A 24,686-nucleotide genomic window follows, 5' to 3' on the forward strand; every position below is an offset into this window, starting at 1 on the left:
CGGGCCGTTATGGCCCGCTTCACCTTTCCCCTCACATATCCGAGGACAGTGATGACAAGCGCACCTGATACAGCTCTTTCCGGCAAGGTTCTTGCCGCTGACGGCACCCCACTCAAACGCTCTTTGAACCGCGCCCTGCGCCGTCAAAAACTGCGTGCGTTGGCGCTGATCGCCCCGCTTTTGATCTTTGTTCTTGTGACCTTTATCGCCCCGATCGGCGATATGCTGTTTCGTTCTGTGGAAAACCAGATCGTGCCGGACAACCTGCCCGAAACGATCATGCGGCTTGAAAGCTGGGACGCGAACGGCAACGAGATGCCTGGCGAAGACGTTTTCGAGGGCATGTATGTTGACCTTGCCCTTGCCGCTGAAAAGAAAGTTCACACGCGCGTCGGATCGCGGTTGAACTACGAAGAAAGCGGTATGTCGTCTTTGTTCCGCAAGACTGGCCGCAAGGTTTCACGTTTTGAAACAGATGCTTACGAGGATGCTTTGCGCGCTCTTGACCCGATCTGGAAAGAGCCTGCAACCTTTGCTGATCTATTCCAGAACGCCGAAGTCGCGGCGGCCCTGCCATTTGCCGCACGCACTTGGAAGCGTTGGAGTACATTTGTGACCGAAGAGGGCGATGATCCTCGCACGCAAAAGCTGGAACCCTATCTGAGCGCCGCGCTTTACTATGATCTGCGCGACAACGATGTGCCGGCCTCTGCGCCTGCGCATCTCAAAGCTGCTGATGCACTTGCCGCCGAGATCACGCCCGTGGCGTTGATCCCTGAATTTCTTGATGCAGAAGAAGACTGGGCGGACGCGGGAAACTGGCGCGTTATTCAGACCTACGCTGGTAACTATACCAACGGATATTTCCTGAATTCCATTGATATGATGAAGGGCGTGGACGGCGCTGAGATGCGCCCCGAGAATGAGCGCCTCTACATCACGTTGTTCGTGCGCACGATGATCATGTCATTGGTGATCACTGGATCGTGCATCCTGCTGGGCTATCCAGTCGCATGGATTTTGGCGAACCTGCCTGCGCGCACCGCAAACATGTTGATGATCCTAGTGCTATTGCCGTTCTGGACGTCGCTTCTGGTGCGAACCTCTGCTTGGAAAATCATGTTGCAACAGCAAGGCGTGGTGAACGATACCCTCGTCTGGCTTGGTATTGTGGCGAATGACGGGCGCCTTGCGCTGATCAACAACCAGACGGGCACGATTATTGCGATGACGCATATCTTGCTGCCTTTCATGATTTTGCCGTTGTATTCAGTGATGCAGACGATTTCACCGACCTATCTGCGCGCCGCCAAATCGCTGGGAGCGAACAACTGGACAGCCTTCTGGCGGGTCTACTTTCCACAGTCTGTGCCGGGTATCGGCGCGGGGTCGATCCTCGTGTTCATTTTGTCGATTGGTTACTACATCACGCCCGAATTGGTCGGTGGCACCAAGGGTGTCTTCATCTCCAACCGGATCGCATTCCACATTTCATCCTCCCTCAATTGGGGCCTTGCGGCAGCGCTTGGAGCGATCTTGCTCGCTGTGGTTTTGCTGCTCTATTGGGCCTATGACAAAGTTGTCGGCATCGACAACGTAAAGCTGGGGGGCTAAACCATGGCCGCACTGACACCGATCTCGCGTAAACCCGCGTCCCTTGTCGTTCCGACTGTTGCCGCCTCTGGTGCGTTTGCGGGGCTGTTCGTCGGCACGTCCCAAGGATCAGGCTTTTTAGGGGTTATCATCGGGGCCGCTGTGCTTGCGGTCATTGCGCTCATCGTGATGAAAGAAGTGTTACCAGAGCGTTCGATGCGCTGGGTCACGCTGGCTGGCTTTGCCATTCTCGGATTTTTGATCGGCGGTTTTGTAGCGGCGATCATCGGCGCGCTATTCGGTTGGTTCTTCGGTTGGTTCGCCTACTGGATTTTCGAGGGTCGGTATCGTAGCAAAGTTGCGCCCTACCTTACATCGGGCCAAGTCCTTTGGCATTTTTCCTTCCGCGTCATTTGCGGCATCATTTTCATGTTCCTGATCACACCGATCATCGTGATCATTCCGCTGAGCTTCAACGCACAGGATTTCTTTACGTTCACCCCTGAAATGCTGCGCTTTGATCCTGAAGGTTATTCTCTAAAGCATTACCGTGACTTCTTTACCAATAGCGAGTGGACGAATGCCGTCTGGAACTCTCTGCGAATTGCACCTGTGGCGACGCTGTTCTCTGTTTCGCTTGGCACGCTCGCGGCAATTGGTTTGAGCCAAAGCCATGTGCCTGGCAAACGTGCGATTATGGCGATCCTGATTTCGCCAATGATCGTTCCCTTGATCATCTCGGCGACGGGCATGTACTTCTTCTACTCCAAGATCGGAATCGTGGGCACTTATTGGGGTGTCGTACTCGCGCACTCTGCGCTTGGTATTCCTTTTGTGATCATCACGGTAACCGCGACACTGGTGGGTTTTGACAACTCGCTGACGCGCGCGGCGGCCAACATGGGTGCAAACCCAGTGACCACTTTTTTCAAAATCCAGATGCCTTTGATCTTGCCAGGGGTTGTTTCCGGCGGCCTCTTCGCGTTCATCACGTCGTTTGACGAAGTTGTCGTGGTGCTGTTCATCGGCTCTGCCGAGTTGCAAACGCTGCCTTGGCAGATGTTTACAGGTCTGCGCGAGCAAATCAGCCCGACTATCCTTGCGGCTGCGACGGTACTTGTGGGTATCTCGATCGTCTTGCTGACGGTGGTCGAAATGTTGCGCCGTCGCTCTGAGCGCCTTCGCGGGATGAGCCCGGGTTAAACCCTGCCCTCATGATCTCACAAAAAAAGCCGGCCCTTGAGAGGCCGGCTTTTTTATGTTGTCTCTTCGGCAGGATCAGACGCGCACGAGTTTCTCGTAGGCTTCTGAAATCTCACGCGTCAATGCGCCGACCTCAAAGTTATAATCGCCGATCTGGCCAACCGGCGTCACTTCTGCCGCCGTTCCAGTCAGCCAGCACTGCTCAAAGCCTTCAACCTCTTCCGGCATGATCACGCGCTCATTCACGGTGATGCCGCGTTCTTGCAGCATGCCGATCACCGTCTGACGTGTGATCCCGTTAAGGAAGGCATCGGGCTTGGGCGTATGCACTTCGCCGTCCTTTACAAAGAAGATATTCGCGCCTGTAGCCTCGGCCACGTAGCCGCGATAATCGAACATCATCGCATCAGAGCAACCTTTGGCCTCTGCCGCGTGCTTGGACATGGTCGCGATCATATACAGACCCGCCGCCTTGGCTTGGGACGGTGCCGTCTCGGGTGAGGGGCGTTTCCATTTCGCGATATCGAGCTTTGCGCCCTTCATCTTGGCATCGCCGTAATAATTGCCCCACTCCCAAACGGCCACTGCCATATGAACAGGGTTGCGCGCTGACGCGACGCCCATATCTTCACCAGCGCCGCGCCATGCAACTGCGCGTACATAGGCATCTTTGAGTCCGTTGGCTTCCAAAGCGGCGGTTTTGGCGGCCTCGATTTCATCCACAGTATAGGGAATATCAAAGTCGATAAGTTTGCCAGAATTGATCAGACGCTGCGAGTGTTCGCGCGATTTGAAAATCTTGCCGGAATAGCAACGCTCGCCCTCGAATACGGAAGAGGCGTAGTGCATCGCATGGGTCAGGATATGCACATTGGCATCGCGCCATTCGACGAGCTTGCCGTCCATCCAGATTTTTCCGTCGCGATCTGCATAAGATCCAGCCATCGTGCTCTCCTTCCATGTTTTCCATTTGTTGCGCGCGTTACGTCCGAAGTGGACATAATATTGCGCTAAAACTGAGAATCGCTAACAGTCCGTTATTGGAAAGTCAATAAAGCTGACATATAATTTGCCAAAGACCCGAGAAAGGCCAGCCATGTCCGACCGCAGTCCAGCGCAGCATAGCGATATGCTCTTGTTCCTCACGGACGAGCAATTGCGCCAAGGGATCGAGGCGATGTTCTTTGCCTATCAGGGTTTTACTGCTGATCCCGATCGTATTCTTGCTGGTATGGCCTACGGCCGTGCGCATCACCGCGCGGTACATTTCATCAACCGTGCACCCGGCACGACGGTGAACAATCTGCTCGGTATTCTAGGTGTGACCAAGCAATCGCTGAACCGGGTTTTGCGAACTTTGATCGAGGATGGTTTGGTTGAAAGCAAAGTAGGGCGCGTGGATAAACGAGAGCGCCATTTGTTCCTTACCGAGGCGGGCGCAGAGTTGGAGCGCAAACTCTCTGATGCGCAGCGCGCTCGCATGCGCGCCGCTTACCGCGATGCTGGTCCCGAGGCTGTGACTGGCTTTCGCGCCGTACTTGAGGCAATGATGGACCCCAACATGCGCCGTAAGTCCAGCGCACTCAAGGAAAGCAGCACATGAGTGATCCAGACGCCCATCTTTTGATCGTAGATGACGACGAACGCATTCGTGGCCTGTTGCAGAAATTCCTGATGCGTCATGGGTTTCTGGTGACCGCTGCGCGAGACGCGGCCCATGCGCGGCGCATTTTGGGTGGGCTTGATTTCGATCTGATCGTACTGGATGTCATGATGCCGGGCGAAGATGGTATCAGCCTGACACGCGATTTGCGCAAGACTTCGACAACGCCGATCATGCTGCTGACTGCCAAAGGCGAGACAGAAAACCGGATCGAGGGTCTCGAAGCAGGGGCGGACGATTACCTGCCCAAGCCGTTCGAACCCAAAGAACTGCTGCTGCGCATTAATGCGATCCTGCGCCGTATGCCTGAGGCAGAAGCGGTGAACACGGCACCTAAAGTTTTGCACCTTGGCCCCGTGCGCTATGACATCGAGCGCGGCGAAATGTGGAACGGTGATGACATCGTGCGCCTGACTGCCACAGAAGCGCAGCTGATGCGGATCTTCTCCAAACACGTGGGTGAACCTGTGAGCCGCGTGCAAATGGTCGAGGAATTAGGCCGTGATCGCGGCCAGGCCCAAGAGCGCGCGGTGGATGTGCAGATCACCCGCCTGCGGCGCAAGATCGAAGTTGACCCAAAGCAACCCCGCTACATGCAGACCGTGCGCGGCGCTGGCTACATGTTGGCGCCTGATTGAGGCTTAGCGACTTTATGAGGCGGGGGCAGGCCAGTTGGCTGGTGCTAGCACAGGCCATCTGCGATGCTCGTTCTGAGCCGAGAGGAAAACAGAAATGACCACAGCCCTTATCACCCATCCAGATTGCCTTGAGCATGTCACGCCCGCAGGCCACCCCGAGCAGGTCGCGCGGCTGGAATACATCCTGCGCGCGCTCAAGGACAAAGACGTCACGCGCATCAATGCGCCCTTGGGCAGCGAAGATGATATTATGCGCTGCCATCCTGCTAGCCATATCACCGACCTGCGCAGCGCACTTCCGAATGTGGGCAATCGTCAGCTAGATGCGGATACGCATATGTCGCCCGGCTCGCTCGATGCTGCGTTTCGCGCGGTGGGGGCTGTGACCAAAGCGGTGGACATGGTGATAGCCGGTGAGGCGCATAACGCATTCGCCGCGATCCGCCCCCCGGGGCATCATTGCGAAACAAGCACGCCCATGGGCTTCTGCCTGTTCGGCAACGTCGCGATTGGCGCGAAATATGCGTTGGAGCATCATGGCCTTAAACGTGTCGCAGTCGTGGATTTCGACGTGCATCACGGCAACGGCACGCAAGACTTGCTCTGGAACGAGGCGCGCGCGCTGGTGATTACCTCGCAGCAAATGCCGCTTTGGCCTGGAACCGGCGAGCGCTCCGATAAGGGTGGGCATGACAATGTCCTTAACCTGCCCATCGCGCCGGGCAGCACAGGCGATCAAATGCGCGCGCTTTACACGACCGAAGTGTTCCCCCGTCTGCGTGCGTTCAATCCAGAAATGATCTTCATCTGCGCAGGCTTCGATGCGCATCAGGACGACCCGCTCGCAGGGCTCAACTGGTCTACTGCCGATTTCAAATGGCTCACGACAGAGCTGTGCAAAATTGCAGGGGAAATTTGCGAGGGGCGTGTGGTCTCTGCGCTGGAAGGCGGCTATGACTTGGACGCGCTCGCCGACGCTGTGGGCGCGCATGTCGATGCTTTGATGGAGGCCAGCGCATGAGCGATGCAAACGTGACAGAAATGAGCTTTGAGCAGGCCATGGGCGAGCTTGAGCAAGTGGTTAGCCAGCTTGAACGCGGGGATGTGCCGCTGGAGCAATCTATCGCGCTTTACGAGCGGGGCGCGCAGTTGAAGAAACGCTGCGAGGCGAAGCTGAAAGAGGCTGAGGAAAAGGTCGCAGCGATCACATTCGACGGTGATGGCGCGCCCAAAGGAACGACCCCTGTCGAGGGGCTGTGACACTTCAAACAGATATGAGTGTTTGGTCTGCGCAAGTAGATCAACATTTCGCGCGCGTGCTATCTGGCTTCGCGGATGTGCCTGTGGTGCAGGCCATGCGCTATGCGACTACAGGTGGCAAACGCCTGCGCGCGTTTCTCGTGCGTGAAGGTGCCCGTGTCTGTGGCGGTGATGCGGTTCGCGCGATTTGGCCTGCCTGTGCGATTGAGGCGCTGCATGCTTACTCGCTCGTGCATGACGATTTGCCCTGCATGGACGATGATGATCTGCGCCGTGGTCAGCCGACAGTCCATGTTAAATGGGATGACGCGACGGCTGTGCTCTGTGGAGATGCCTTGCAAACGCTTGCGTTCGAACTGGTGAGCAACCCGAATTGCCACGACAACCCATTGGTGCGCTCAACGCTCGCGTTAAGCCTCGCGCGTGCGAGCGGAGCTACGGGCATGGTATACGGTCAGGCGCTTGATATTGAAGCGGAAAAAGCGGCGACACCGCTGACGCTTGAGCAAATAACCGAGTTGCAAAATGGCAAAACCGGCGCGCTTATCACTTGGTCTGCGACCGTTGGTGCAACGCTTGCCCAAGCCGACGCTAAACCGCTCCAAACCTATGGCGATGCGCTTGGCCTCGCCTTTCAAATTGCCGACGATATCCTCGATGTAACGGGTGATGCTGCCACCCTTGGCAAGGCAGCGCAGAAGGATGCAGATGCCGGCAAGGCTACGTTCGTGTCCCTATTGGGCCTTGAAGGGGCAAAGCGCCGCGCCGAAACGCTGGTGGAATCGGCCCTTGATGCGCTAACTGTCTATGGCGAAGACGCTGACAACCTGCGTGCAACCGCGCGTTTCGTGATCCAGCGCCGTTCTTGATGTTTTACCGAAGGGACATGCCCCATGTCTGATCGCCCGATTACCCCGCTTTTGGACCGTGTAAACCGGCCCAGTGATCTTAAGCAGTTTTCCGATACGGAACTGGTACGCGTGGCGCAGGAATTGCGTTCTGAGACGATTTCGGCGGTTTCTGAAACAGGCGGTCACTTGGGCGCTGGTCTTGGGGTCGTTGAGTTGACAGTCGCGCTGCATGCTGTGTTCAACACGCCCAAGGACAAAATTGTCTGGGATGTGGGCCATCAGTGCTACCCTCATAAAATCCTGACTGAACGTCGCGACCGTATTCGGACCCTGCGCATGAAGGATGGTCTGAGCGGGTTCACCAAACGTAGCGAAAGCGTCTATGACCCCTTCGGCGCTGCGCATTCCTCGACCTCTATTTCTGCCGCTTTGGGCTTTGCTGTGGCGCGTGATCTGGGCGGTGAATGTCCCGGTGGGCTTGGCGATGGGATTGCCGTGATTGGCGATGGCTCGATCAGTGCTGGCATGGCGTTCGAGGCGATGAACAACGCGGGTCATCTCAAGAAACGTATGTTCGTGATCCTGAATGATAACGAGATGAGCATTGCGCCGCCTGTTGGTGCCATGTCCTCCTATCTCAGCCGACTTTATGCCGAAGAGCCGTTTCAAGACCTGAAAAACGCTGCCAAGGGGGCAGTGAGCCTGCTGCCAGAACCCTTCCGTGAGGGGGCGAAGCGTGCCAAGGATATGCTCAAGGGCATGACAGTTGGCGGGACCTTGTTCGAGCAACTTGGCTTTTCTTACCTTGGCCCCATCGACGGGCATGACATGGACCAGCTTTTGCCGGTTCTGCGCACGGTGCATGCGCGTGCAACGGGGCCAGTTTTGATCCATGTGATAACGAAAAAAGGCAAGGGATACGCTCCAGCGGAGCAAGCGCGCGACAAAGGGCATGCGACTGCGAAATTCGATGTGATCACCGGCGAGCAAAAGAAATCCCCGTCCAACGCGCCCAGTTACACCAAGGTGTTCGCAGAAAGCCTGCTGAAAGAGGCGGCGCTTGATGACAAAATTTGTGCTGTCACCGCCGCGATGCCGGATGGCACGGGCCTGAACCTGTTTGCGCAGCGCTACCCGAGCCGCTGTTTTGACGTGGCCATCGCTGAACAGCACGGCGTGACATTCTCTGCTGCGCTTGCCGCTGGCGGAATGAAGCCTTTTTGCACTATGTATTCTACGTTTTTACAGCGCGGTTATGACCAAGTCGTGCATGACGTCGCTATCCAGCGTCTGCCCGTGCGTTTCGCCATTGATCGCGCGGGTCTCGTTGGCGCAGACGGGGCGACCCATGCGGGGGCATTTGATATCGCCTACCTTAGCAATCTTCCTGGATTCACCGTGATGGCCGCTGCGGATGAGGCTGAACTTGTGCATATGGTTGCCACGGCTGTTGCGCATAATGATGGGCCGATTGCCTTTCGCTTTCCGCGCGGCGAAGGGGTTGGCGTTGAGATGCCCGAGAAGGGCGTACCGCTTGAGATTGGCAAAGGCCGCATGATCCGGCAGGGCAAGGGCGTTGCGATCCTGTCGTTCGGGACGCGCTTGAAAGAGGTGGAGGATGCCTGCGACGCGCTCGCCGCTAAGGGCATAACGCCCACCATTGCAGACGCGCGGTTCTCCAAGCCACTGGATCGCGATTTGATCTTGCAATTGGCAAGTGATCATGAGGCGCTGATTACGATTGAAGAGGGCGCAATCGGCGGTTTCGGCAGCCACGTCGCGCAGTTGTTGGCGGAAGAGGGCGTGTTCGATACTGGCCTCAAATATCGCTCCATGGTTTTGCCCGATATCTTCATCGACCAGTCCGATCCGCGTGACATGTATCGCGTAGCGGGGCTAAATTCACAAGACATCGAAGCCAAGGTTCTGGATGTCCTGGGCATCGCGCAAATCGGCTCGAAAAAGGCATGAGTTTCATGCTGACAAACCTGCCCGCAGGTTATCACGACAACCCATACCCCCACTACGCGTTTCTGCGCGAACAGGCCCCCGTTTGCGCGCAGCCAGACGGCTCTTTCATTATTTCGCGTCACGCTGATCTAGATATGATCTACCGTGATAATGCGCGCTTCATCTCGGACAAAAAGAAGGTGTTCACGCCGAAATTCGGCACGGATGCACCTTTGTTCGAGCATCACACAACATCGTTGGTGTTCAACGATCCACCCCTGCACACGCGCGTGCGCAAGATTATGGTAGGCGCTATGAACCCGCGTGCGCTTGCGTCGATGGAACCAGGTCTGGTGACTTTGGTTGATGGCCTGCTGGATGAGATGGAGGGCGCAGGTGAAGTCGATTTGATCGAGGCTTTCGCAGGTGCGATCCCTATCGAAGTCATTGGCAACCTGTTCAATATTCCACGCGAAGGCCGTGGCCCTCTGCGCGACTGGTCGCTGGCAATCTTGGGCGCGTTAGAGCCGCAATTGACGCCCGAGCAGGAAGTGCGCGGCAACAAAGCTGTACTCGATTTTGTGACCTTCCTGACGGAAATTGTCGCGGATCGCCGCTTGCGCCCCGGCGATCCGCAAACGGACGTGCTGACACGTTTGATTCAAAGCGAGGAGGGGCAGCTAAGCCCTGTCGAGCTTTATCAAAACTGCATTTTCATTCTCAACGCAGGGCATGAGACGACGACCAACCTGATCGGCAACGCGCTCTGGCTTTTGAGCGAGGATCGCGTTGCGCGGGAAGGTCTGATCGTAGAGCCGAAATTGATCACCACAGCCGTCGACGAATTCTTGCGCATGGAAAGCCCCAACCAGTTTGGCAACCGCCTCACCACCGAGGACATGACGCTGCACGGAACGCATATCCCCGCTGGTACGGACCTGCACATGAGCATTGGCGCGGCCAATCGCGACCCTGCGCAATTCGAAAATCCAGACGTTTTGCAACTGGCTCGCCGCCCTAACAAACACCTCGCTTTTGCTGGCGGCGCACACACATGCGTTGGCCTCACTCTTGCGCGGATGGAAGGGCGGGTCGCCATTGGAAAATTCCTAGAGCGCTTCCCGAAATACGAGATCACCAGCGGTGCGACACGTGCGGCCCGCATCCGGTTTCGCGGGTTTTCGAAGCTGCCTGCGTTGCTTGGCTAAAAGTTTCCAAGATTTGTCCATTTGCGCGCGCCTTATGATCGTGATGCGCATGAATACCGGCGATACAGAAGCTGGCTATGGCAAACGATCAAGCGGATGCGCGTCGCGGAATCCCTTAGCCAGTAAACGCAAAAAGGCCCGAGTGGGAGGAACTCGGGCCTTCGTCGCGCTGGGGTGGTTAGGTGTTAGTTAACGGCTTTCGCCTCGACCACATCCTTATCAACTGAGCCTGCGCGCGCGATTTCGATCTGGCGTGGTTTCAGTGCTTCGGGCATCTCGCGGCTCAGATCAATGTGCAGCATGCCGTCCTCGTGGCTTGCGCCTGTGACGCGCACGTGATCCGCAAGGTGGAAGCGTCGCTCGAACGCGCGTGTCGCGATGCCGCGGTGTAGATAGGTCCGCTCTGCCGCTTCCTCGCCCTTGCGCGCAGAAACGAATAGCGCACCGTCCTTTACTTCGACGGACAGATCGGCGTCAGAGAAACCGGCGACGGCGATCGAGATGCGATAGTCGTCATCAGAGGTCTTTTCGATGTTATACGGTGGGTATGTATTGGCGCTGACATCGTTGGACATAACGCGGTCCATCATGTCTGCAATCTGGTCGAAGCCAATTGTCGCGCGGTGCATTGGCGCGAAATCAAAAGTACGCATGGGTCATCCTCACTTGAGCAATAACAATATGTTAGCGATCTTCCCGTCCGGGACAGACCGAAGTACGCAGCCCATCATTGGCGCTGCGGTAGTTTAGAGTTGGGGGCCGTGGATAATGGTTTCAAGGGTCGTGAAACAGCTATTTCATGACTTTCAAAAATCGCGCCTGCGACGTGCTGCGCGAAGACCGATCATTGACCGAAATACGTTTTGCACCGGTTGATCTCCGCGTAGGACTAGCGCGGATCGTGCGTTTCAGGGCCGCGACCGTATCGGGCAATTCCATGCCGAAGGCGGCTTTGTTGCCGCGATAAGTGCCGGTCGCGGAGGTAAGCGAAACAATGGGGTAGCGCCCGTTTTCACGCGCAAAAATGGCAGAGCCGGAGGAACCATAGGTGACGTCACAGTCCAATACCAGCACGCCCTGCGCGCGCGCAAGGATGTTGCAGGCCTTTTGCCACGACATGTTTTCAGTGCGCCCTTGGCCGTAGGATACGACACTGACTGCGCCTTGGATTGGTGCGCTTGAATGAAGCGCGAAGGGATCGGCGACGCTGCTTGAAATCGGTTCATCCAGAAGGATAAGCGCGACATCGGAGGCGACGCGCGCTTGCGAAATCGCGCCTGTCGGCTCGTACCCCGGGTCAACGGCGATACGCATTGCGCGCTGCTCTGCGAGAGCCGTGCCGCTGGTCAAAGCAGCGCGAAAGGTCAAATTCTTAGCGCCATAAGCCTTGCCAGTGCTGGCGTTGTAAACACAGTGTGCAGCCGTCAGAACCAGATCGGCAGCAATCAAGGTGGCGCTGCAAAACCCATCGGGATTGTCCAGTCGGCCCACTGCCTCCAGCCCGAGCACTTCATCGCGGCTAACGAGCGGGTTCAGGGAGCTGGACTCGCTTGCCCAGCCCGGTAGCGCCATAGCAAGTGTAAAAGCTCCGGATATAAGTGTGCGCAAACTCATTGATTTCCTATGGTTTCACGAATTTCGCACCTGAAATGCCGCGCCCTTCTTGGCTTGCAGCGGCGCGGCTTTCTTGCGTGCCAACTACACTGAAGCGCCCACGCCCTGCCGCAAGCTCAGCGCGCAAACGCGCAAGCGGGCTCTCTAGCGCAGTGCCGAGCGAGACGGGAATCCCCTTCACTTCGGCCTTAGCAGAGACAACGGAAACGATTTTGGCAGTGTCGCCCTCGATGCTGAAAATAGGTGCGCCGGACGAGCCGAAATTCACCTCGCACGACATCACCAACACGCCTTTTTGACGCGCCATGACGTGACACAGCTCCTGCAAGGACGGTGCTTCGGAGCGATCAAGCGCATAGGATACAACGCCGATCTGGTCGCCCTTCTTTGGACGCTCGGCTGTTTCAAAAGGAATGACCTTGGTGTTGCGAATAGGTCTGTCCAACTCGATCAAGGCCAGATCATTGCGCACGCGGTCGGTCGTCGCTGTGCCGTCATAGACGTAATCGGGATGCGCCACGGCGCGGCGCACATGGCGATAGGCAGAGGCGCGCCCATCGCGCCAGCCTGCGCGAAATTCCATGGTATCGGTATCGACGCGTGCGCCTGTGTCACGATCATAAAGGCAATGAGCTGCAGTCAAAACAAGATCGGGCGCAATAAGCGCGCCGGTGCAAAAGCCTTTGCCGGCAACGTCGAGACGGCCAACCGCCTCCCAGCCGCGCGAATCGTCGCCGGTGTTGAGGCGTTTCAGGCTGCTGGACTGCGCACTGGCGCTATTTGAAAAGGCAAAAGCCCATAAGATCAGAACTACGATCCGCGTCATGCCGTCTCCAATGCGTTTCAAATAGGATAGAAGCCGGATGCGGCGACAATAAGGCGTTTAGCGCAAAATGGGAACGTTCGGTTGGTCTGACGCCCGGTCCATCTTGGCGGGTTTTGGCCCACCTGTTGCCCAATCCAAAAGCTCGACCGTATGCACAACGGGCACGCCAACTGCAGAGCCGATTTGCATCATGCAGCCGATGTTACCTGCGGCGATCACATCGGGGCTTTTCGCCATCAGCGTTTCGACCTTGCGATCCTTTAGCTGGCTGGAAATCTCAGGCTGCATCAGGTTGTACGTCCCCGCAGAACCGCAGCACAGGTGACTGTCCTTGGGTTCAACGACGGTGAAACCCGCGCGTTTCAGTAAATCTTTTGGCGCTGTTTTGATCTGCTGCCCATGCTGGAGCGAGCAGGCCGCGTGATAGGCCACGGTCATCTTTGGTGCGCTGCCCTGAGGTAGATCGAGGGTTTGCAGCACCTCGCTCACATCCTTTGCAATGCTTGCCACGCGTTTGGCATCAGCTTCCAGTGGATCACCCGTGAACATATGGCCATAGTCCTTCACGGTCGTGCCGCAGCCAGAAGTGTTGATCACGATTGCATCCAATCCGCCTGCATTCATTTCAGCAATCCACGCCTTGATATTCGCCGCCGCCGCCGCGTGGCTTTCGCTTTGCTTGCCCATGTGGTGCGTCAGCGCGCCGCAACATCCCTGACCCTTCGCAACGACGACTTCGCAGCCGAAGCGCGTCAGCAGCCGAATGGTGGCATCGTTGATATCTGTATCGAGCGCGCGCTGCGCGCAGCCCGTCATCAGGGCCACGCGTTTGGTTTTTCTAGCCACAGGTGCAAAGCTCTGCGGATCGTCATTGCGGCTCACCGGCGGTACTTGTTTCGGGGCCATCGCGATCATCGCGCGCAGACGTTTATCGGGGATCAGGCGCACAAAAGGCCGCGCCATTTTCGCACCTAGCAACGCCACACGAAAGCGCATGGGATAGGGCAACACGCGCGCCAGTACCCAGCGCAATGCGCGCTCGCTCATTGGGCGTTTATAATTTTCTTCGATATAATTTCGGGCGTGATCCACGAGGTGCATGTAATGCACGCCTGACGGACATGTGCTCATGCAGGCAAGGCAACTAAGGCAGCGATCAATATGGCCGACAGTCTTGGCATCGGGAACGCGTCCCGTTTCCAGCATTTCTTTGATCAGATAGATACGGCCACGCGGACTATCGAGTTCATCCCCAAGAATTTGATAGGTCGGGCAGGTCGCCGTGCAAAAACCGCAATGCACGCAAGAGCGCAAGATCTGGTTCGAGCGTTGGATCGCAGGATCCTGCATCTGAACATCAGTGAATTCGGTTTTCATAGCGCGTCTCCCATCAGGCCCGAGTTGAACAAGCTCTTTGGATCAAAGCGCGCGCGCAGGCCCGCGCTGATCTTGGCAAGCGGGGCAGGCTCGGGGTGGAAGCGGTTAAGTTTGGCAAAACTCGTATCGCTGGCGCGCATCAGCGTTGCGTGGCCTGCAACACCCATCTTTGCACGGACGTTTTTCCCGCTTGCGACCTCAGCCCAGATCAAGCCACCGCCCCAATCGAGCATTGCTTTCTCGGGCTGGATCACCTCCAGAACAGCCGGAGCATCGCTTGGTTTGACCGAAATACGCCAAAGATCGCCGCCACCTGCAAAGGCGCGTGCATCGCGAATATCTCGCCACAGATCTTCACAGATCACTTGATCGTCAATCACCGTGATTTCGCCAAAAGGCGCCAAAACACTGCGCAACTGTTCTGCCCGATAGCGGGCCGATGCCTCAAACCCCTCAAGGCGCAGCAGCACAGCGCCATCCACATCGCGCACAGCACCGGACACTTCAAAGGCGGATCCAAGCGCTGCGGACATCGCGGCGACAGTCATGTCCGCCTCCAGTCCTTCCAGACGCAGGCATAGTTGCATCTCTACATCTGGCAGCACCTTGAACGAAATCTCTGATAGAACTCCAAGCGTGCCATGCGCGCCGCTCATCAGCTTGACCAGATCATAGCCCGTGACGTTCTTCATCACGCGCCCACCGTTCTTGACCACATTGCCAGCGCCATCGACAAACCGCACACCCAGCATGAAATCTCGGCAGGCTCCTGCAGAAATCCTGCGCGGGCCTGAAGCATTGCTCGCCGCCACGCCGCCAATCGTGCTCTCGCCGATGGTGCCAAGTACGTCGCGCAGATCAGAGGGTTCGAAGGCGAGCCTTTGGTTTTCAGCGCTCAAAGCGACTTCAATCTCGGAAATCGGCGTTCCCGCCCCCGCAACCATCGTCAACGCGCCCGGCTCATAAAGCGAAATACCAGACAAACCATCCGTTTCCAGAACATCGCCCGCTTTGGGTCCAACCAGCCGAGTGCCGCCGCCACGAATGGCAAAAGGCGCTGTTGCACCCAAAATCAACTCGGCCAGTTCGGCCTCTGATGTAGCTCTCATCTTTTCTGGTCCTCAAACATCTTGGGGGATTCGGCCTTGGCCGATAGGGGCAGGGCCCCCATCATTCGGCGGCCATGGGCGCGCGGCGCAATTCAGACACATCCAGCGGAAACACCTTCGCGGGGTTCAAAAGCCACTTGGAATCAAACACATCCTTCACCGCCATCTGCGCCGCCAAATCCTCTGGCGTATACTGCACGCTCATCAAATCACGCTTCTCGATTCCGACCCCATGTTCGCCCGTCAGGCAACCGCCCGCCTCGACGCAGAGCTTCAGAATTTCAGCGCCAAACGCCTCGCACAACTCCAGATCGCCTTCTTTATTGGCATCAAAAAGGATTAGCGGGTGCATATTGCCGTCCCCTGCATGGAAGACGTTGCCGACATCCAGCCCAAATTCGATCGACAACTCCCCAATACGGCGCAAGACCATGGGCAAGGAAGACACAGGAATCGTCCCATCTAGGCACATGTAATCGTTGATCTGCCCCATCGCGCCAAAGGCGCTTTTGCGGCCCAGCCAGATGCGCGCAGCTTCATCTGCGTCCTTTGCCTCGCGAAACTCAACGGGGTTATGGCGCTCTGCAATCGCACGGATCAGCGACAGTTGCGCGTCGATTTCCGCATCGGAACCTTCAACCTCGATGATCAAAACCGCCTCACACAGGGGATAGCCTGCTTGCGCGTAATTCTCGACCACCTCGATCACGCGGCGGTCCATGAATTCAATCGCGACGGGCAACACACCTGCCTTGATAATGTCGGATACGCAGGCCCCCGCGACTTCGTTGCTATCAAAGCCCACCAATACGGGCCGTGCGCCTTCTGGCTTGTGCAGAATGCGAAGGGTTGCTTCCGTGACGACCCCAAGCTGCCCTTCAGAGCCGCAAATAACCCCAAGCAGGTCAAGCCCGCCACTGTCCAGATGTGCACCGCCTATTTCCACGACTTCGCCGTCCATCATCACCATGGTGACGCCCAGCAGGTTGTTCGTGGTCACGCCGTATTTAAGACAATGCGCCCCACCCGAATTCATCGCGATATTGCCGGCAATGGCGCAGGCCAACTGGCTGGAGGGATCGGGCGCATAGAAGAAACCTTCTTCCTCGACTGCACCGGACACGCTCAGATTGGTGCGCCCCGTCTGCACGCGGATCACGCGGTTGGGGTAATCCGTGTCCAGCACATCATTCATGCGCGCCACGCCAAGGATCACGCAGTCCGCCGTTGGCAAGGCGCCCCCCGCAAGCGACGTGCCAGAGCCGCGCGGCACGACAGGGACGTTCATCTCATGACAAATGCGCAGAACCGAAGAGACTTCGGCAGTCGAGCGCGGCAAGACGGCAAGCAAAGGCGGACATTTATATGCGGTTAGCGCATCGCATTCATAAGCGCGGGTTTCCACTTCGTCATGGATCACTGCATCTTCTGGCAGGATATCCAGCAGGTGGCTGACCAATTCTGCCTTGCGAGACAAGACAATCGAATCTGGGCGTGGCATATCCATACATTGCTCCTTGATGTAATTGGTAATAAAATATAACCAATTTAGCGCATTGGCAAGGTATCTTTTAAGCGCCTATGTGATGGCATGGATATTCTTGATCGCCTCTCGTTGTTTTCGCCTCTTGATTATAGTGCTTTTGGGCTGCTTGTCGCCCTCTGGATCGCCATCGACTGGCGCATCGAGCATCCCTCTAGCAAACATCCTTCCGTTTCGGTTGTCATGGCGGATTACCGGCGTGAATGGATGCGCCAGATGATTACCCGCGATCCGCGTATCTTTGATGCGACGATCCTTGGGAACTTGCGTCAGGGCACCGCGTTTTTTGCGTCGGCTAGCATGATTTCTATTGGCGGCGTGTTGGCTTTGGTCGGCAATAAGGAACAACTGATCGGCATTGCTGATGATCTGACCCTAAGCCGCGATCCTGATATCGTTTGGGAGATCAAGCTGATGGTCACGCTGTTCTTTGTCACCAACGCATTTCTGAAATTCGTCTGGTCCAACCGCCTGTTTGGCTATTGCGCCGTCGTCATGTCCTCTGTCCCGAACGAGGTGGATGATCCCAGAACCATGCCTCGTGCGATGAAGGCTGCTGAGATTAATGTTACCGCCGCGCGTGGCTTTAACCGCGGTTTGCGCTCGGTATATTTTGGGCTGGCTTCTATCGCATGGCTGGCTGGGCCTATCGCGTTGATTGGAGCGGTTTTGACCACTTGCCTCGTTCTATGGCGGCGAGAATTCGCATCGCACTCGCGCAGCGTGTTGCTCTCGGGTGACGATCACATCGCTTAACGCGCTTGTGATTGCCAGAATCGCGCGATGCGCCCTAAGTGGGGGTCTATGAAACACCTGCCAATCCTTTTCGCAGCGCTCATTGCGGCTGCGCCCGCCCTTGCCGAAGCGCCCAAGGTGATTAACGCTGTCGCCCATTCCACTGGGATGGGTTGGGATTTTGACGTGACGATCGAGCATCCAGATACGGGATGGGATCATTATGCGGATGGCTGGGAAATCATTGATGCGCAGGGCAAGGTGCTTGGTACGCGCATTTTGCACCATCCTCATGTGAAAGAGCAGCCCTTCACGCGCTCTTTGCGCCACGTTATGCTGCCCGATGGCACCCGCGAAGTTTTCATTCGCGTGAAATGTTCAGAGCACGGGTGGAAGGACAGTGGCTATAAGGTGACGCTCACCCGTTAGCGCCGCCCCTCGCGCAGCCATGCGGCGAGGATCAGCCCAGAGGCTAAGAGCAACACAAGCCAAGCAGGAAGCAGTGCGGTTTGACGCACGTTCAGTGTCTCGTAAGCGCCGCGCGGCGTAATCCCGAGCCAACCACGACCTGCCGCAGGACGCCCCTCGCGCACTGTGCGAATACTTGGCAGACCGTCCTCAAGCCGCAAAGCACCGCCGCGCGCTGCGTCAATGGCCGGGGCTAGCAGGTCTGCTGTCGCGATGGTCTTCTCGAATTCGCGCGGCGCAGCGGGGCCAAGGCCGATCACGGTTTCATGTTCGCCGTCATTTAGGCGGTAAAGCCCGATTTCGGCGCCTGTGTGTTGCGCCTCAAAGCGCCCCGGCTCGGTCTGTGTCAGCGCGAGTTCCACTTCGCTGCCGTCGGGTGCCGTCACGATCACGGGCGGCGCGCGCTCCTCCAATGTCCGGCGAATGATGCGCATGGATTGGCCTGTGGCCTCTGCCATAAGCGCGTCCTCTTCCAGCTCAGGCTCGCCCATCATCCAATGGGCAAGGCGGCGCAGCAGTTCCAGTTGCGGACCGCCACCCTCGAAGCCACGGCTCCAGAGCCACGCGTGATCAGAGGCAAGCAGCGCAACGCGACCTTCGCCGACGCGGTCGAGCACCAGTAGCGGGCGCTCATCGACGCCGGTCATGAGCACATTGCCTGCATTCGGTTCCACTTCGATCTGGCGCATCCAGCGGCCCCAGTTTTCCGCGTTGGGCAGGCCCGCCGTCACGGGATGGCGCGCGCCGAGGTCGCTGACGGTGGGGCGATACCCCTCTTCGATCACGCGCGCGCTGGGCGTCGCAGGCATGATCTGCGAGAGCGGCGAGCGGTAAATGCTATCGGCAGAGGCGAAATCCGGCCCGGCAGCGACCAGCACCGCGCCGCCCTCCTGCACATAGCGCACGACGTTATCGAGGTAGATCGAGGGCAGGATGCCGCGCCTCTTGTAGCGATCAAAGATGATCAGATCGAAATCCTCGATCTTGTCGAGAAACAATTCGCGTGTGGGGAAGGCGATAAGGGACAACTCGCTGACGGGTACGCCGTCCTGTTTCTCTGGGGGACGCAGAATGGTGAAATGCACCAGATCAACCGAGCTGTCCGATTTCAGCAGATTGCGCCATGTGCGCCCGCCTGCATGCGGCTCACCCGAGACGAGCAGTACGCGCAGGCGATCGCGCACGCCGTTCATCTGAATGAGCGCAGTGTTGTTGCGCGCGGTCAATTCGCCCTCCGCTTCGGGAACGGAGAACTGGATCACGTTGCGCCCGCCGTGGGGCAGCGTGAGGGGCAGATCGATTTCCGCATCTATCGGCACTTCAAAGCGCTGGGGCGGCGCGCCGTCGATGGAAATTTCCAGCGGCGCAAAGCCCGTACTGGATGGCGCAGCGCCCATGTCCTCGATCTTGAGCGTGAGGGTGACAGGTTCGCCCAGAATGGCAAAAGCAGGGGCGTTGGTGACGCTGAGGCGGCGGTCCCAATCGGTGCTTTTTCCGCTTAGCAGCAGGTGCAAGGGCGCAGGCATGTCCGGCGCGCGTTCCAGATCATGCACGCGCCCGTCGCTTAGCAGGAACGCGCCTGCGATGCGCGCTTGGGGTAGTTCGGCAAGGGTCTCGCCAAGCACCGTCATAAGCTGCGTACCTGCATCGCCCTCGCTATCGGGAACAGTCACGCGCACCACTTGCGTGCCCGCGCGCTGCGCCAAAAGCGCGTCGAGCGCATCTGCGGCATCCTTGGTGACGCCCGCGCGCTCTGCCAGGTTTTGGGAGGCGGTTTCATCGCTGATGATCACGACGATATCGTCAAGGCTACCACGTTCCTCGCGTTGCAGACTTGGCCCTGTCAACGCAGCAATAACCACAAATCCTGAAAGCCCGCGAAGCCATGCACCAGAAAGCCTGCGCCAGAGCGAAAGCACGAGGCCAGCAAACACCACAACAGCCGCCGCTAACAGCAACGACATGGGAACGAGCGAATCGAAAACGATGGTCTGGGTCATTGGCCAAGCCTGTCGAGCAGCGCAGGCACATGGACCTGATCAGATTTATAATTGCCCGTCAAAACGTGCATCACCAGATTGACGCCGAAGCGGTAGGCGAGTTCGCGTTGCCGCTCGCCCGCGAAACCGCGCCCGATGGGAAAGATCGAATTGCCGCGCGCGTCCATCGCCCAAGCAGCGGCCCAATCATTGCCGCCGATCACCACAGGGCTGACCCCATCGTTGAGGTTGCGAAACGGCATGCCCTCGACGCGCTCCGCGTCTTTTGGTGCAGCCTCAACCCAGATATCGCGGGCTGTGTGGCGACCGGGGAAATCTTGCAGCAGATAAAAGGTGCGCGTAATCACATGATCCTCGGGTAGGGGTTCCAGCGGTGGGATATCCAGCGGCTCCGCGAGCGCTTGCAACTTGCGGCCATTCGGGCTTGACGCGCCAAAGCGTGCGATATCCGCATCGCGGGTGTCGAACAGGATCATGCCGCCGGAGCGCAGAAAATCGTTCAGCTTGGCATAGGCGTTTGCCGACGGCGTTGGCTGATCTGGGGTAATCGGCCAGTAAAGCAGCGGGAAGAACGCCAGCTCGTCGGTTTCAAGGTCAACGCCGATGGGGTCCGTCGGCTCGATCGAGGTGCGAAAGAACAGCGTTTGTGACAGGCCGCGCAGGCCCGCCTCTGCCGTGCGATCAATCTCGGGGTTGCGCGTGATCACATGGCCAAGCACCAGTTCTGACGATGCGCTGAGTGCGAAAGCATCGTCTTGTGCATCGGCGGGGAACCCCAACAACATCATCGCGCCAAACCCTGCGATTGCGCCGCGAAGGCGCCCGGACATGGCGAGGGAGGCGACGATATCCACCATCAAAAGCGCAAGCGCGAGACTCAGAAGTATACCGCCCAGCGGCGTTTCAGGGCGGGTTTGCATCAGGCGAATGTCGGTGCCAGCGGGCCAGCTTGCCTGCGCCAGTTCCGTCTCAGCGCCAATGACATTGCGCGCGATGCGGCGTGATTTACCCTCATAAAGACCGGGGCGCAGATCTGGGCCGAGCGCATCGGAAAGCAGACGATCGCCTGCAACGCCGACCAGCGCATCCGCATCGAGGATACGGCCGAACCCGTCCATGACGCTGACAGGCTGCCACGTGGTGCCACTAAGATCATCGCCGCTTGGGGCGCCCACTATCGATGAAATCGCAAGGCGATCGAGCATGCTCACAAAAAGGCCGGAAAGCGGCAAAGTGGACCATTCTGCGTTGGCGGTGACGTGGAACAGCACGATCTGCCCCTCGCCCAGCGGTTTGCGCGTGACAAGTGGCGTACCGTCACCCAGACTGGCGATGACGCGCGCAGCCAAGGTCGGGTCGGGCTGCGCCATAACTTGCGAGGACACGGTCACATCGCGCGAAAGGGGTAGGCCGAAAAACGGGCTGTCCTCGGTAAAGGGGGCTAGGTTTTTGGGCGTGCCCCAACTCATCGCGCCGCCGACTGTGCGCCCGCCTGCGCGCAATCGCACGGGCATCAAAGTGTCTTCCTCAGATCGGCTTACATCGCTGGCGGCAAGGCGGGGGCCTGCGAAACGCACCAGCAATCCGCCGTCCTCGACCCACTCGGTCAGCGCACCGTCTTCGGCGGGGGCCAGCGTGGCGACATCGGCCAAAATCACCACATCTGGCGCAGCGGGCAGGATATCAAGCAATCCGCCCTCCAGCAGGTCCGCATTCGGCGCGAGCGCTTGGCGCAGGTAGTGCAACGGCGAGAGCAACTCCAACCCCTCGCGATCCTCACGCCCTGCGATCAGCGCCACTTCGCGGCGGCGCAGGCTGTCGTCGGAGAGGGTCACAGCGCCGGCAGAACGTGTACCAGTGAGCGCAAAATGCGTAACCCGGGCGCGAAGCTCGGACGGAAGGGAAAGCTCTGTGAGCGCGCTTTTTGCGCCGCTCTCCATGGTAATCTCAGCGCGCGCAAGGATGCGCGGCGCGCCGGAGGGGTCTTTGCCATGCACGTCCACAGGGACGTTGCGCGCGGCGCCTGCGACGCTGCGGCGCGCTTCCACGATGGTCGCGCCGCCTTCAAAACGCGCAGGGGCGATGGCAATGGTTTCGCTGGCAGCCGCTATGACGCGCAGAGCGCCCTTAGAGCTGAAGATCGCGCTCAAAGCGGCGCGCGTATCGCGTGCGAGTTCGTCCGAGAGCCAGATCGTATCGAAGGTCTCATCGGGTAAAAACGCGGTGATCGCAGCGGCGTCGCTGCTTGGCTCCCACGCGGCTGGGCGCAGGCCTGCAAGGGTGCTTTGCACCTCATTGGCAGATTGAAAGATGACCTGCTGCGGTGCGCTCAGATTGAGCAATGCGGTGGTGCGATCCGCGCGCGCGGCATCGCTTAAAATACGCTCGACCATCTCGATCCGCGCAGGCCAATCGGCGGCGCTGGCCCAGCTTGCATCCATCGCAATGAGCAACGGGCCGCGACCAGCCTCGTCGTTGCGCGGGTTGAGCACTGGCCCTGCAAGGCCGATGATCAGCGCTGCGAGCGCGAGCATGCGCAACAGCAAAAGCCACCAAGGCGTTCGGTCGCTGACCTGTTCATCGTCTTTCAAACCCAAAAGCAGGGTAACGCCCGGAAAAATCCGACGGATTGGGGCGGGCGGCACGGCGCGCAGGATGATCCAGAGGATCGGCAGTGCCAGCAGCCCGAGCAAGAGCCAGGGGGCGGTGAATCCGAGTGCGCCGATCATGCGGACCGCTCCAATGCGCGGTGCAACCACAAGAGCGCGGCTTGCGCTGGTGCGTCCGTGTGGTGCGTCATGAATTGCCAGCCAGAGACGGCGCAAAGATGGCGCAGCGCGTCTTTTCGTTCGCCAAGTTTTTCAAGATAGCGGTCCCTCAGATCGCTGGCTTTGAGCGTTTCGTAGCGCAGGGTTTTTCCCGCGCTTTCAAAGATGGTGCGCCCGTGAAACGGAAAGCTCTCTTCGGCGGGGTCAAGCACTTGCAACAGCACGCCGCGCACGCCGCGATCTGCGGCTTTGGTCAGGGCTGCCTCGACCGCGTCGAGATCACCCAGGAAGTCTGACACAAACAGCGCGCGGGCGTGTGGGATCATCGCACGCGCTTCGGGCGCGCCGTAATCGACGTCGGTGTTTGCGCAGAATTGTTCCGAAAGACGCAGGACTTGAGCGCGTCCTCGGCGCGGGGGAAGGCCCGTTCCTGTCAGGCCAACACGTTCGCCGCCCTTTATGAGGAGAATCGCTGAGGCAAGCGCGATGAGCCGTGCGCGATCTGATTTTTCAGGCAAATGCGCTCCGCTCGAAAATCGCATAGAGGCAGAGGCATCGACCCAAAGCATCACGCTTTGCGCCACCTGCCATTCGCGTTCGCGCACGAACTGCGCGTCAGAGCGCGCGGAGCGGCGCCAGTCGATCATGCGGCGGCTGTCCCCAATTTGCACGGGGCGGTACTGCCAGAAATCATCGCCCATCCCTGCGCGCCTGCGGCCATGCTCGCCCAACAAGACTGTCCCTGCCAGATGCTCTGCGCGCGCCAACAGGGCCGGCAAGTGCGAGGCTTCTGCCTCCGCATCGAGGCGTAGAGCGCGAGGGGTGGCGGCGGTGTTCACGCAGCGTCTGCCTTGCTGCCAGTGATCTGGCTGGCGGTTTCATGGATCAACCCGGCAAGGCTATCACCGCGCGCGCGGGCCGCAAAGTTCAGCGCCATGCGGTGACTGAGCACAGGCTCGGCCATGTCGATCACATCCTTTGGCGAGGGGGCGAGGCGACCATCGAGCAGCGCCTTGGCGCGCACGGTCAGCATCAGCGCTTGCGCCGCGCGTGGACCGGGGCCCCAAGCGACGGTGTCTTTGACGCGCGCGCTGGCACCCTGCTCATCAGGGCGGAAGGCGCGGACGAGATCTAGGATCATTTCCACGACACTTTCGCCAACAGGCATGCGGCGCAGCAACGTTTGTGCCGCAAGTAGTTCGCCCGTTGTGAAAACCGCGTGCGCGTCGTCCTCGGCAACGCCCGTCGTCGCGATCAAAATGTCGCGCTCTGTATCACGGTCGGGATATGGGACGTTGATCTGCACGAGAAAGCGGTCGAGCTGGGCTTCGGGGAGAGGGTAGGTGCCTTCCTGCTCGATCGGGTTTTGCGTGGCGAGCACATGGAACGGCGCAGAAAGCGTGCGGTTTTCGCCAGCGACGGTGACGATCTTTTCTTGCATGGCTTGGAGGAGCGCGGATTGCGTGCGCGGTGAGGCGCGGTTGATCTCATCCGCCATCAGGAGCTGGCAGAAGATTGGACCCTCGATAAATTTGAATGCACGCGTGCCGTCGCTGCTCGTTTCCAAAACCTCAGAGCCAAGAATATCGGCAGGCATAAGGTCTGGCGTGAACTGCACGCGATTGCCGTCCAGGCCCATGACGCTCGAGAGGGTTTCAACGAGGCGGGTCTTGCCAAGGCCGGGAAGGCCGATCAGCAGCGCATGACCGCCGCACAAAAGCGCGGACAGCGTGAGGTCCACAACCCGCTCTTGTCCGATGAAGCGGCGGGTGATCGACCCCTTCGCTTCCGCCAGACGTGCGCCCAGCGTTTCGATATCGGTGACTAAATCTTCTGCGCTGGACATGACAACTCTCCCTTGAACTCTAGGTGTGATGCTA

22 protein-coding genes are annotated in these 24,686 nt (G+C 58.5%); 11 read left to right on the plus strand and 11 right to left on the minus strand.

All coding sequences use genetic code 11. The features are described from left to right. Positions 1 to 51 precede the first annotated feature (51 nt). Entirely contained in the window at positions 52 to 1,614 is a 1,563-nt protein-coding gene (locus B9P63_RS00545; protein ID WP_085306601.1) for an ABC transporter permease, read from the plus strand. Between the two features lie 3 nt (positions 1,615 to 1,617). Continuing rightward, positions 1,618 to 2,796 carry an ABC transporter permease gene (locus B9P63_RS00550; RefSeq protein ID WP_085306602.1) on the plus strand — a complete coding sequence of 393 codons (1,179 nt, stop codon included), beginning with the start codon at positions 1,618 to 1,620 and terminating at the stop codon, positions 2,794 to 2,796. 75 nt (positions 2,797 to 2,871) lie between these two features. Here the strand turns inward: B9P63_RS00550 and B9P63_RS00555 are convergent, their stop codons facing one another. Then, positions 2,872 to 3,741: a branched-chain amino acid aminotransferase gene (locus B9P63_RS00555; protein WP_085306603.1), complete on the minus strand. Its 870-nt coding sequence runs from the start codon at positions 3,739 to 3,741 to the stop codon at positions 2,872 to 2,874. 151 nt (positions 3,742 to 3,892) lie between these two features. On the opposite strand from B9P63_RS00555, the gene B9P63_RS00560 reads away from it, so the two are divergent. From B9P63_RS00560 to B9P63_RS00590, 7 genes are all read left to right on the plus strand, one after another. After that, on the plus strand, positions 3,893 to 4,399 hold the full coding sequence (locus tag B9P63_RS00560; protein ID WP_085306604.1) for a MarR family winged helix-turn-helix transcriptional regulator: 507 nt from the start codon (positions 3,893 to 3,895) through the stop codon (positions 4,397 to 4,399). Further along, positions 4,396 to 5,097 carry a response regulator gene (locus B9P63_RS00565; protein WP_085306605.1) on the plus strand — a complete coding sequence of 234 codons (702 nt, stop codon included), beginning with the start codon at positions 4,396 to 4,398 and terminating at the stop codon, positions 5,095 to 5,097. The genes B9P63_RS00560 and B9P63_RS00565 overlap by 4 nt, the downstream gene beginning before the upstream one ends. A 94-nt stretch (positions 5,098 to 5,191) precedes the next feature. Continuing rightward, on the plus strand, positions 5,192 to 6,118 hold the full coding sequence (locus B9P63_RS00570; RefSeq protein WP_085306606.1) for a histone deacetylase family protein: 927 nt from the start codon (positions 5,192 to 5,194) through the stop codon (positions 6,116 to 6,118). Next, complete coding sequence (locus tag B9P63_RS00575) at positions 6,115 to 6,357, plus strand: exodeoxyribonuclease VII small subunit (protein WP_085306607.1); 243 nt, start codon at positions 6,115 to 6,117, stop codon at positions 6,355 to 6,357. The genes B9P63_RS00570 and B9P63_RS00575 overlap by 4 nt, the downstream gene beginning before the upstream one ends. Before the next feature lie 14 nt (positions 6,358 to 6,371). Next, positions 6,372 to 7,226, plus strand: coding sequence for a polyprenyl synthetase family protein (locus B9P63_RS00580; protein ID WP_085306608.1), 855 nt, complete (start codon positions 6,372 to 6,374; stop codon positions 7,224 to 7,226). A gap of 24 nt (positions 7,227 to 7,250) precedes the next feature. Next, positions 7,251 to 9,179 (plus strand): 1-deoxy-D-xylulose-5-phosphate synthase, encoded by a 1,929-nt coding sequence (dxs, locus tag B9P63_RS00585; RefSeq protein ID WP_085306609.1) that lies wholly within the window; start codon positions 7,251 to 7,253, stop codon positions 9,177 to 9,179. Between the two features lie 5 nt (positions 9,180 to 9,184). Then, on the plus strand, positions 9,185 to 10,366 hold the full coding sequence (locus B9P63_RS00590; RefSeq protein WP_245830512.1) for a cytochrome P450: 1,182 nt from the start codon (positions 9,185 to 9,187) through the stop codon (positions 10,364 to 10,366). A gap of 185 nt (positions 10,367 to 10,551) precedes the next feature. Here the strand turns inward: B9P63_RS00590 and B9P63_RS00595 are convergent, their stop codons facing one another. The 6 genes from B9P63_RS00595 to B9P63_RS00620 all read right to left on the minus strand — a co-directional run bounded on the left by B9P63_RS00595 (position 10,552) and on the right by B9P63_RS00620 (position 16,799). Next, the gene (locus tag B9P63_RS00595; RefSeq protein WP_085306610.1) at positions 10,552 to 11,019 is read right to left on the minus strand and encodes an Hsp20 family protein; all 468 of its coding nucleotides are present in this window, start codon (positions 11,017 to 11,019) and stop codon (positions 10,552 to 10,554) included. Between the two features lie 139 nt (positions 11,020 to 11,158). Further along, positions 11,159 to 11,980 (minus strand): trypsin-like serine peptidase, encoded by an 822-nt coding sequence (locus tag B9P63_RS00600; protein WP_085306611.1) that lies wholly within the window; start codon positions 11,978 to 11,980, stop codon positions 11,159 to 11,161. A gap of 7 nt (positions 11,981 to 11,987) precedes the next feature. After that, the gene (locus B9P63_RS00605) at positions 11,988 to 12,806 is read right to left on the minus strand and encodes a trypsin-like serine peptidase (RefSeq protein WP_085306612.1); all 819 of its coding nucleotides are present in this window, start codon (positions 12,804 to 12,806) and stop codon (positions 11,988 to 11,990) included. Positions 12,807 to 12,863: 57 nt separating this feature from the next. Beyond that, complete coding sequence (gene glcF, locus B9P63_RS00610) at positions 12,864 to 14,183, minus strand: glycolate oxidase subunit GlcF (protein ID WP_085306613.1); 1,320 nt, start codon at positions 14,181 to 14,183, stop codon at positions 12,864 to 12,866. After that, the gene (locus B9P63_RS00615; protein WP_085306614.1) at positions 14,180 to 15,292 is read right to left on the minus strand and encodes an FAD-binding protein; all 1,113 of its coding nucleotides are present in this window, start codon (positions 15,290 to 15,292) and stop codon (positions 14,180 to 14,182) included. Before B9P63_RS00615 ends, glcF begins: the two co-directional genes overlap by 4 nt. A gap of 61 nt (positions 15,293 to 15,353) precedes the next feature. Next, complete coding sequence (locus B9P63_RS00620) at positions 15,354 to 16,799, minus strand: FAD-linked oxidase C-terminal domain-containing protein (RefSeq protein WP_085306615.1); 1,446 nt, start codon at positions 16,797 to 16,799, stop codon at positions 15,354 to 15,356. 84 nt (positions 16,800 to 16,883) lie between these two features. Between B9P63_RS00620 and B9P63_RS00625 the strand changes: the two genes are divergently transcribed. Both B9P63_RS00625 and B9P63_RS00630 read left to right on the plus strand, forming a co-directional pair. After that, positions 16,884 to 17,591 carry a DUF599 domain-containing protein gene (locus B9P63_RS00625; protein ID WP_085306616.1) on the plus strand — a complete coding sequence of 236 codons (708 nt, stop codon included), beginning with the start codon at positions 16,884 to 16,886 and terminating at the stop codon, positions 17,589 to 17,591. 48 nt (positions 17,592 to 17,639) lie between these two features. Then, positions 17,640 to 17,999 carry a hypothetical protein gene (locus B9P63_RS00630; RefSeq protein ID WP_085306617.1) on the plus strand — a complete coding sequence of 120 codons (360 nt, stop codon included), beginning with the start codon at positions 17,640 to 17,642 and terminating at the stop codon, positions 17,997 to 17,999. Here B9P63_RS00630 and B9P63_RS00635 read toward each other — a convergent pair. From B9P63_RS00635 to B9P63_RS00650, 4 genes are read right to left on the minus strand one after another with little or no spacing between them, the layout of a single operon-like run. After that, complete coding sequence (locus tag B9P63_RS00635) at positions 17,996 to 20,038, minus strand: hypothetical protein (RefSeq protein ID WP_085306618.1); 2,043 nt, start codon at positions 20,036 to 20,038, stop codon at positions 17,996 to 17,998. The two genes, B9P63_RS00630 and B9P63_RS00635, sit on opposite strands and share 4 nt — an antisense overlap. Further along, entirely contained in the window at positions 20,035 to 22,767 is a 2,733-nt protein-coding gene (locus tag B9P63_RS00640; RefSeq protein WP_085306619.1) for a DUF4159 domain-containing protein, read from the minus strand. The genes B9P63_RS00635 and B9P63_RS00640 overlap by 4 nt, the downstream gene beginning before the upstream one ends. Further along, positions 22,764 to 23,645, minus strand: a complete 882-nt coding sequence (locus tag B9P63_RS00645) for a DUF58 domain-containing protein (protein WP_245830514.1) — start codon at positions 23,643 to 23,645, stop codon at positions 22,764 to 22,766. The genes B9P63_RS00640 and B9P63_RS00645 overlap by 4 nt, the downstream gene beginning before the upstream one ends. After that, a complete protein-coding gene (locus B9P63_RS00650) occupies positions 23,642 to 24,652 on the minus strand; it encodes an AAA family ATPase (protein WP_085306620.1) in 1,011 nt (336 codons plus the stop codon). The genes B9P63_RS00645 and B9P63_RS00650 overlap by 4 nt, the downstream gene beginning before the upstream one ends. Between the last annotated feature and the right edge of the window lie 34 nt (positions 24,653 to 24,686).

This window comes from Planktotalea arctica (assembly GCF_002105285.1).
GTDB lineage: Bacteria > Pseudomonadota > Alphaproteobacteria > Rhodobacterales > Rhodobacteraceae > Planktotalea > Planktotalea arctica.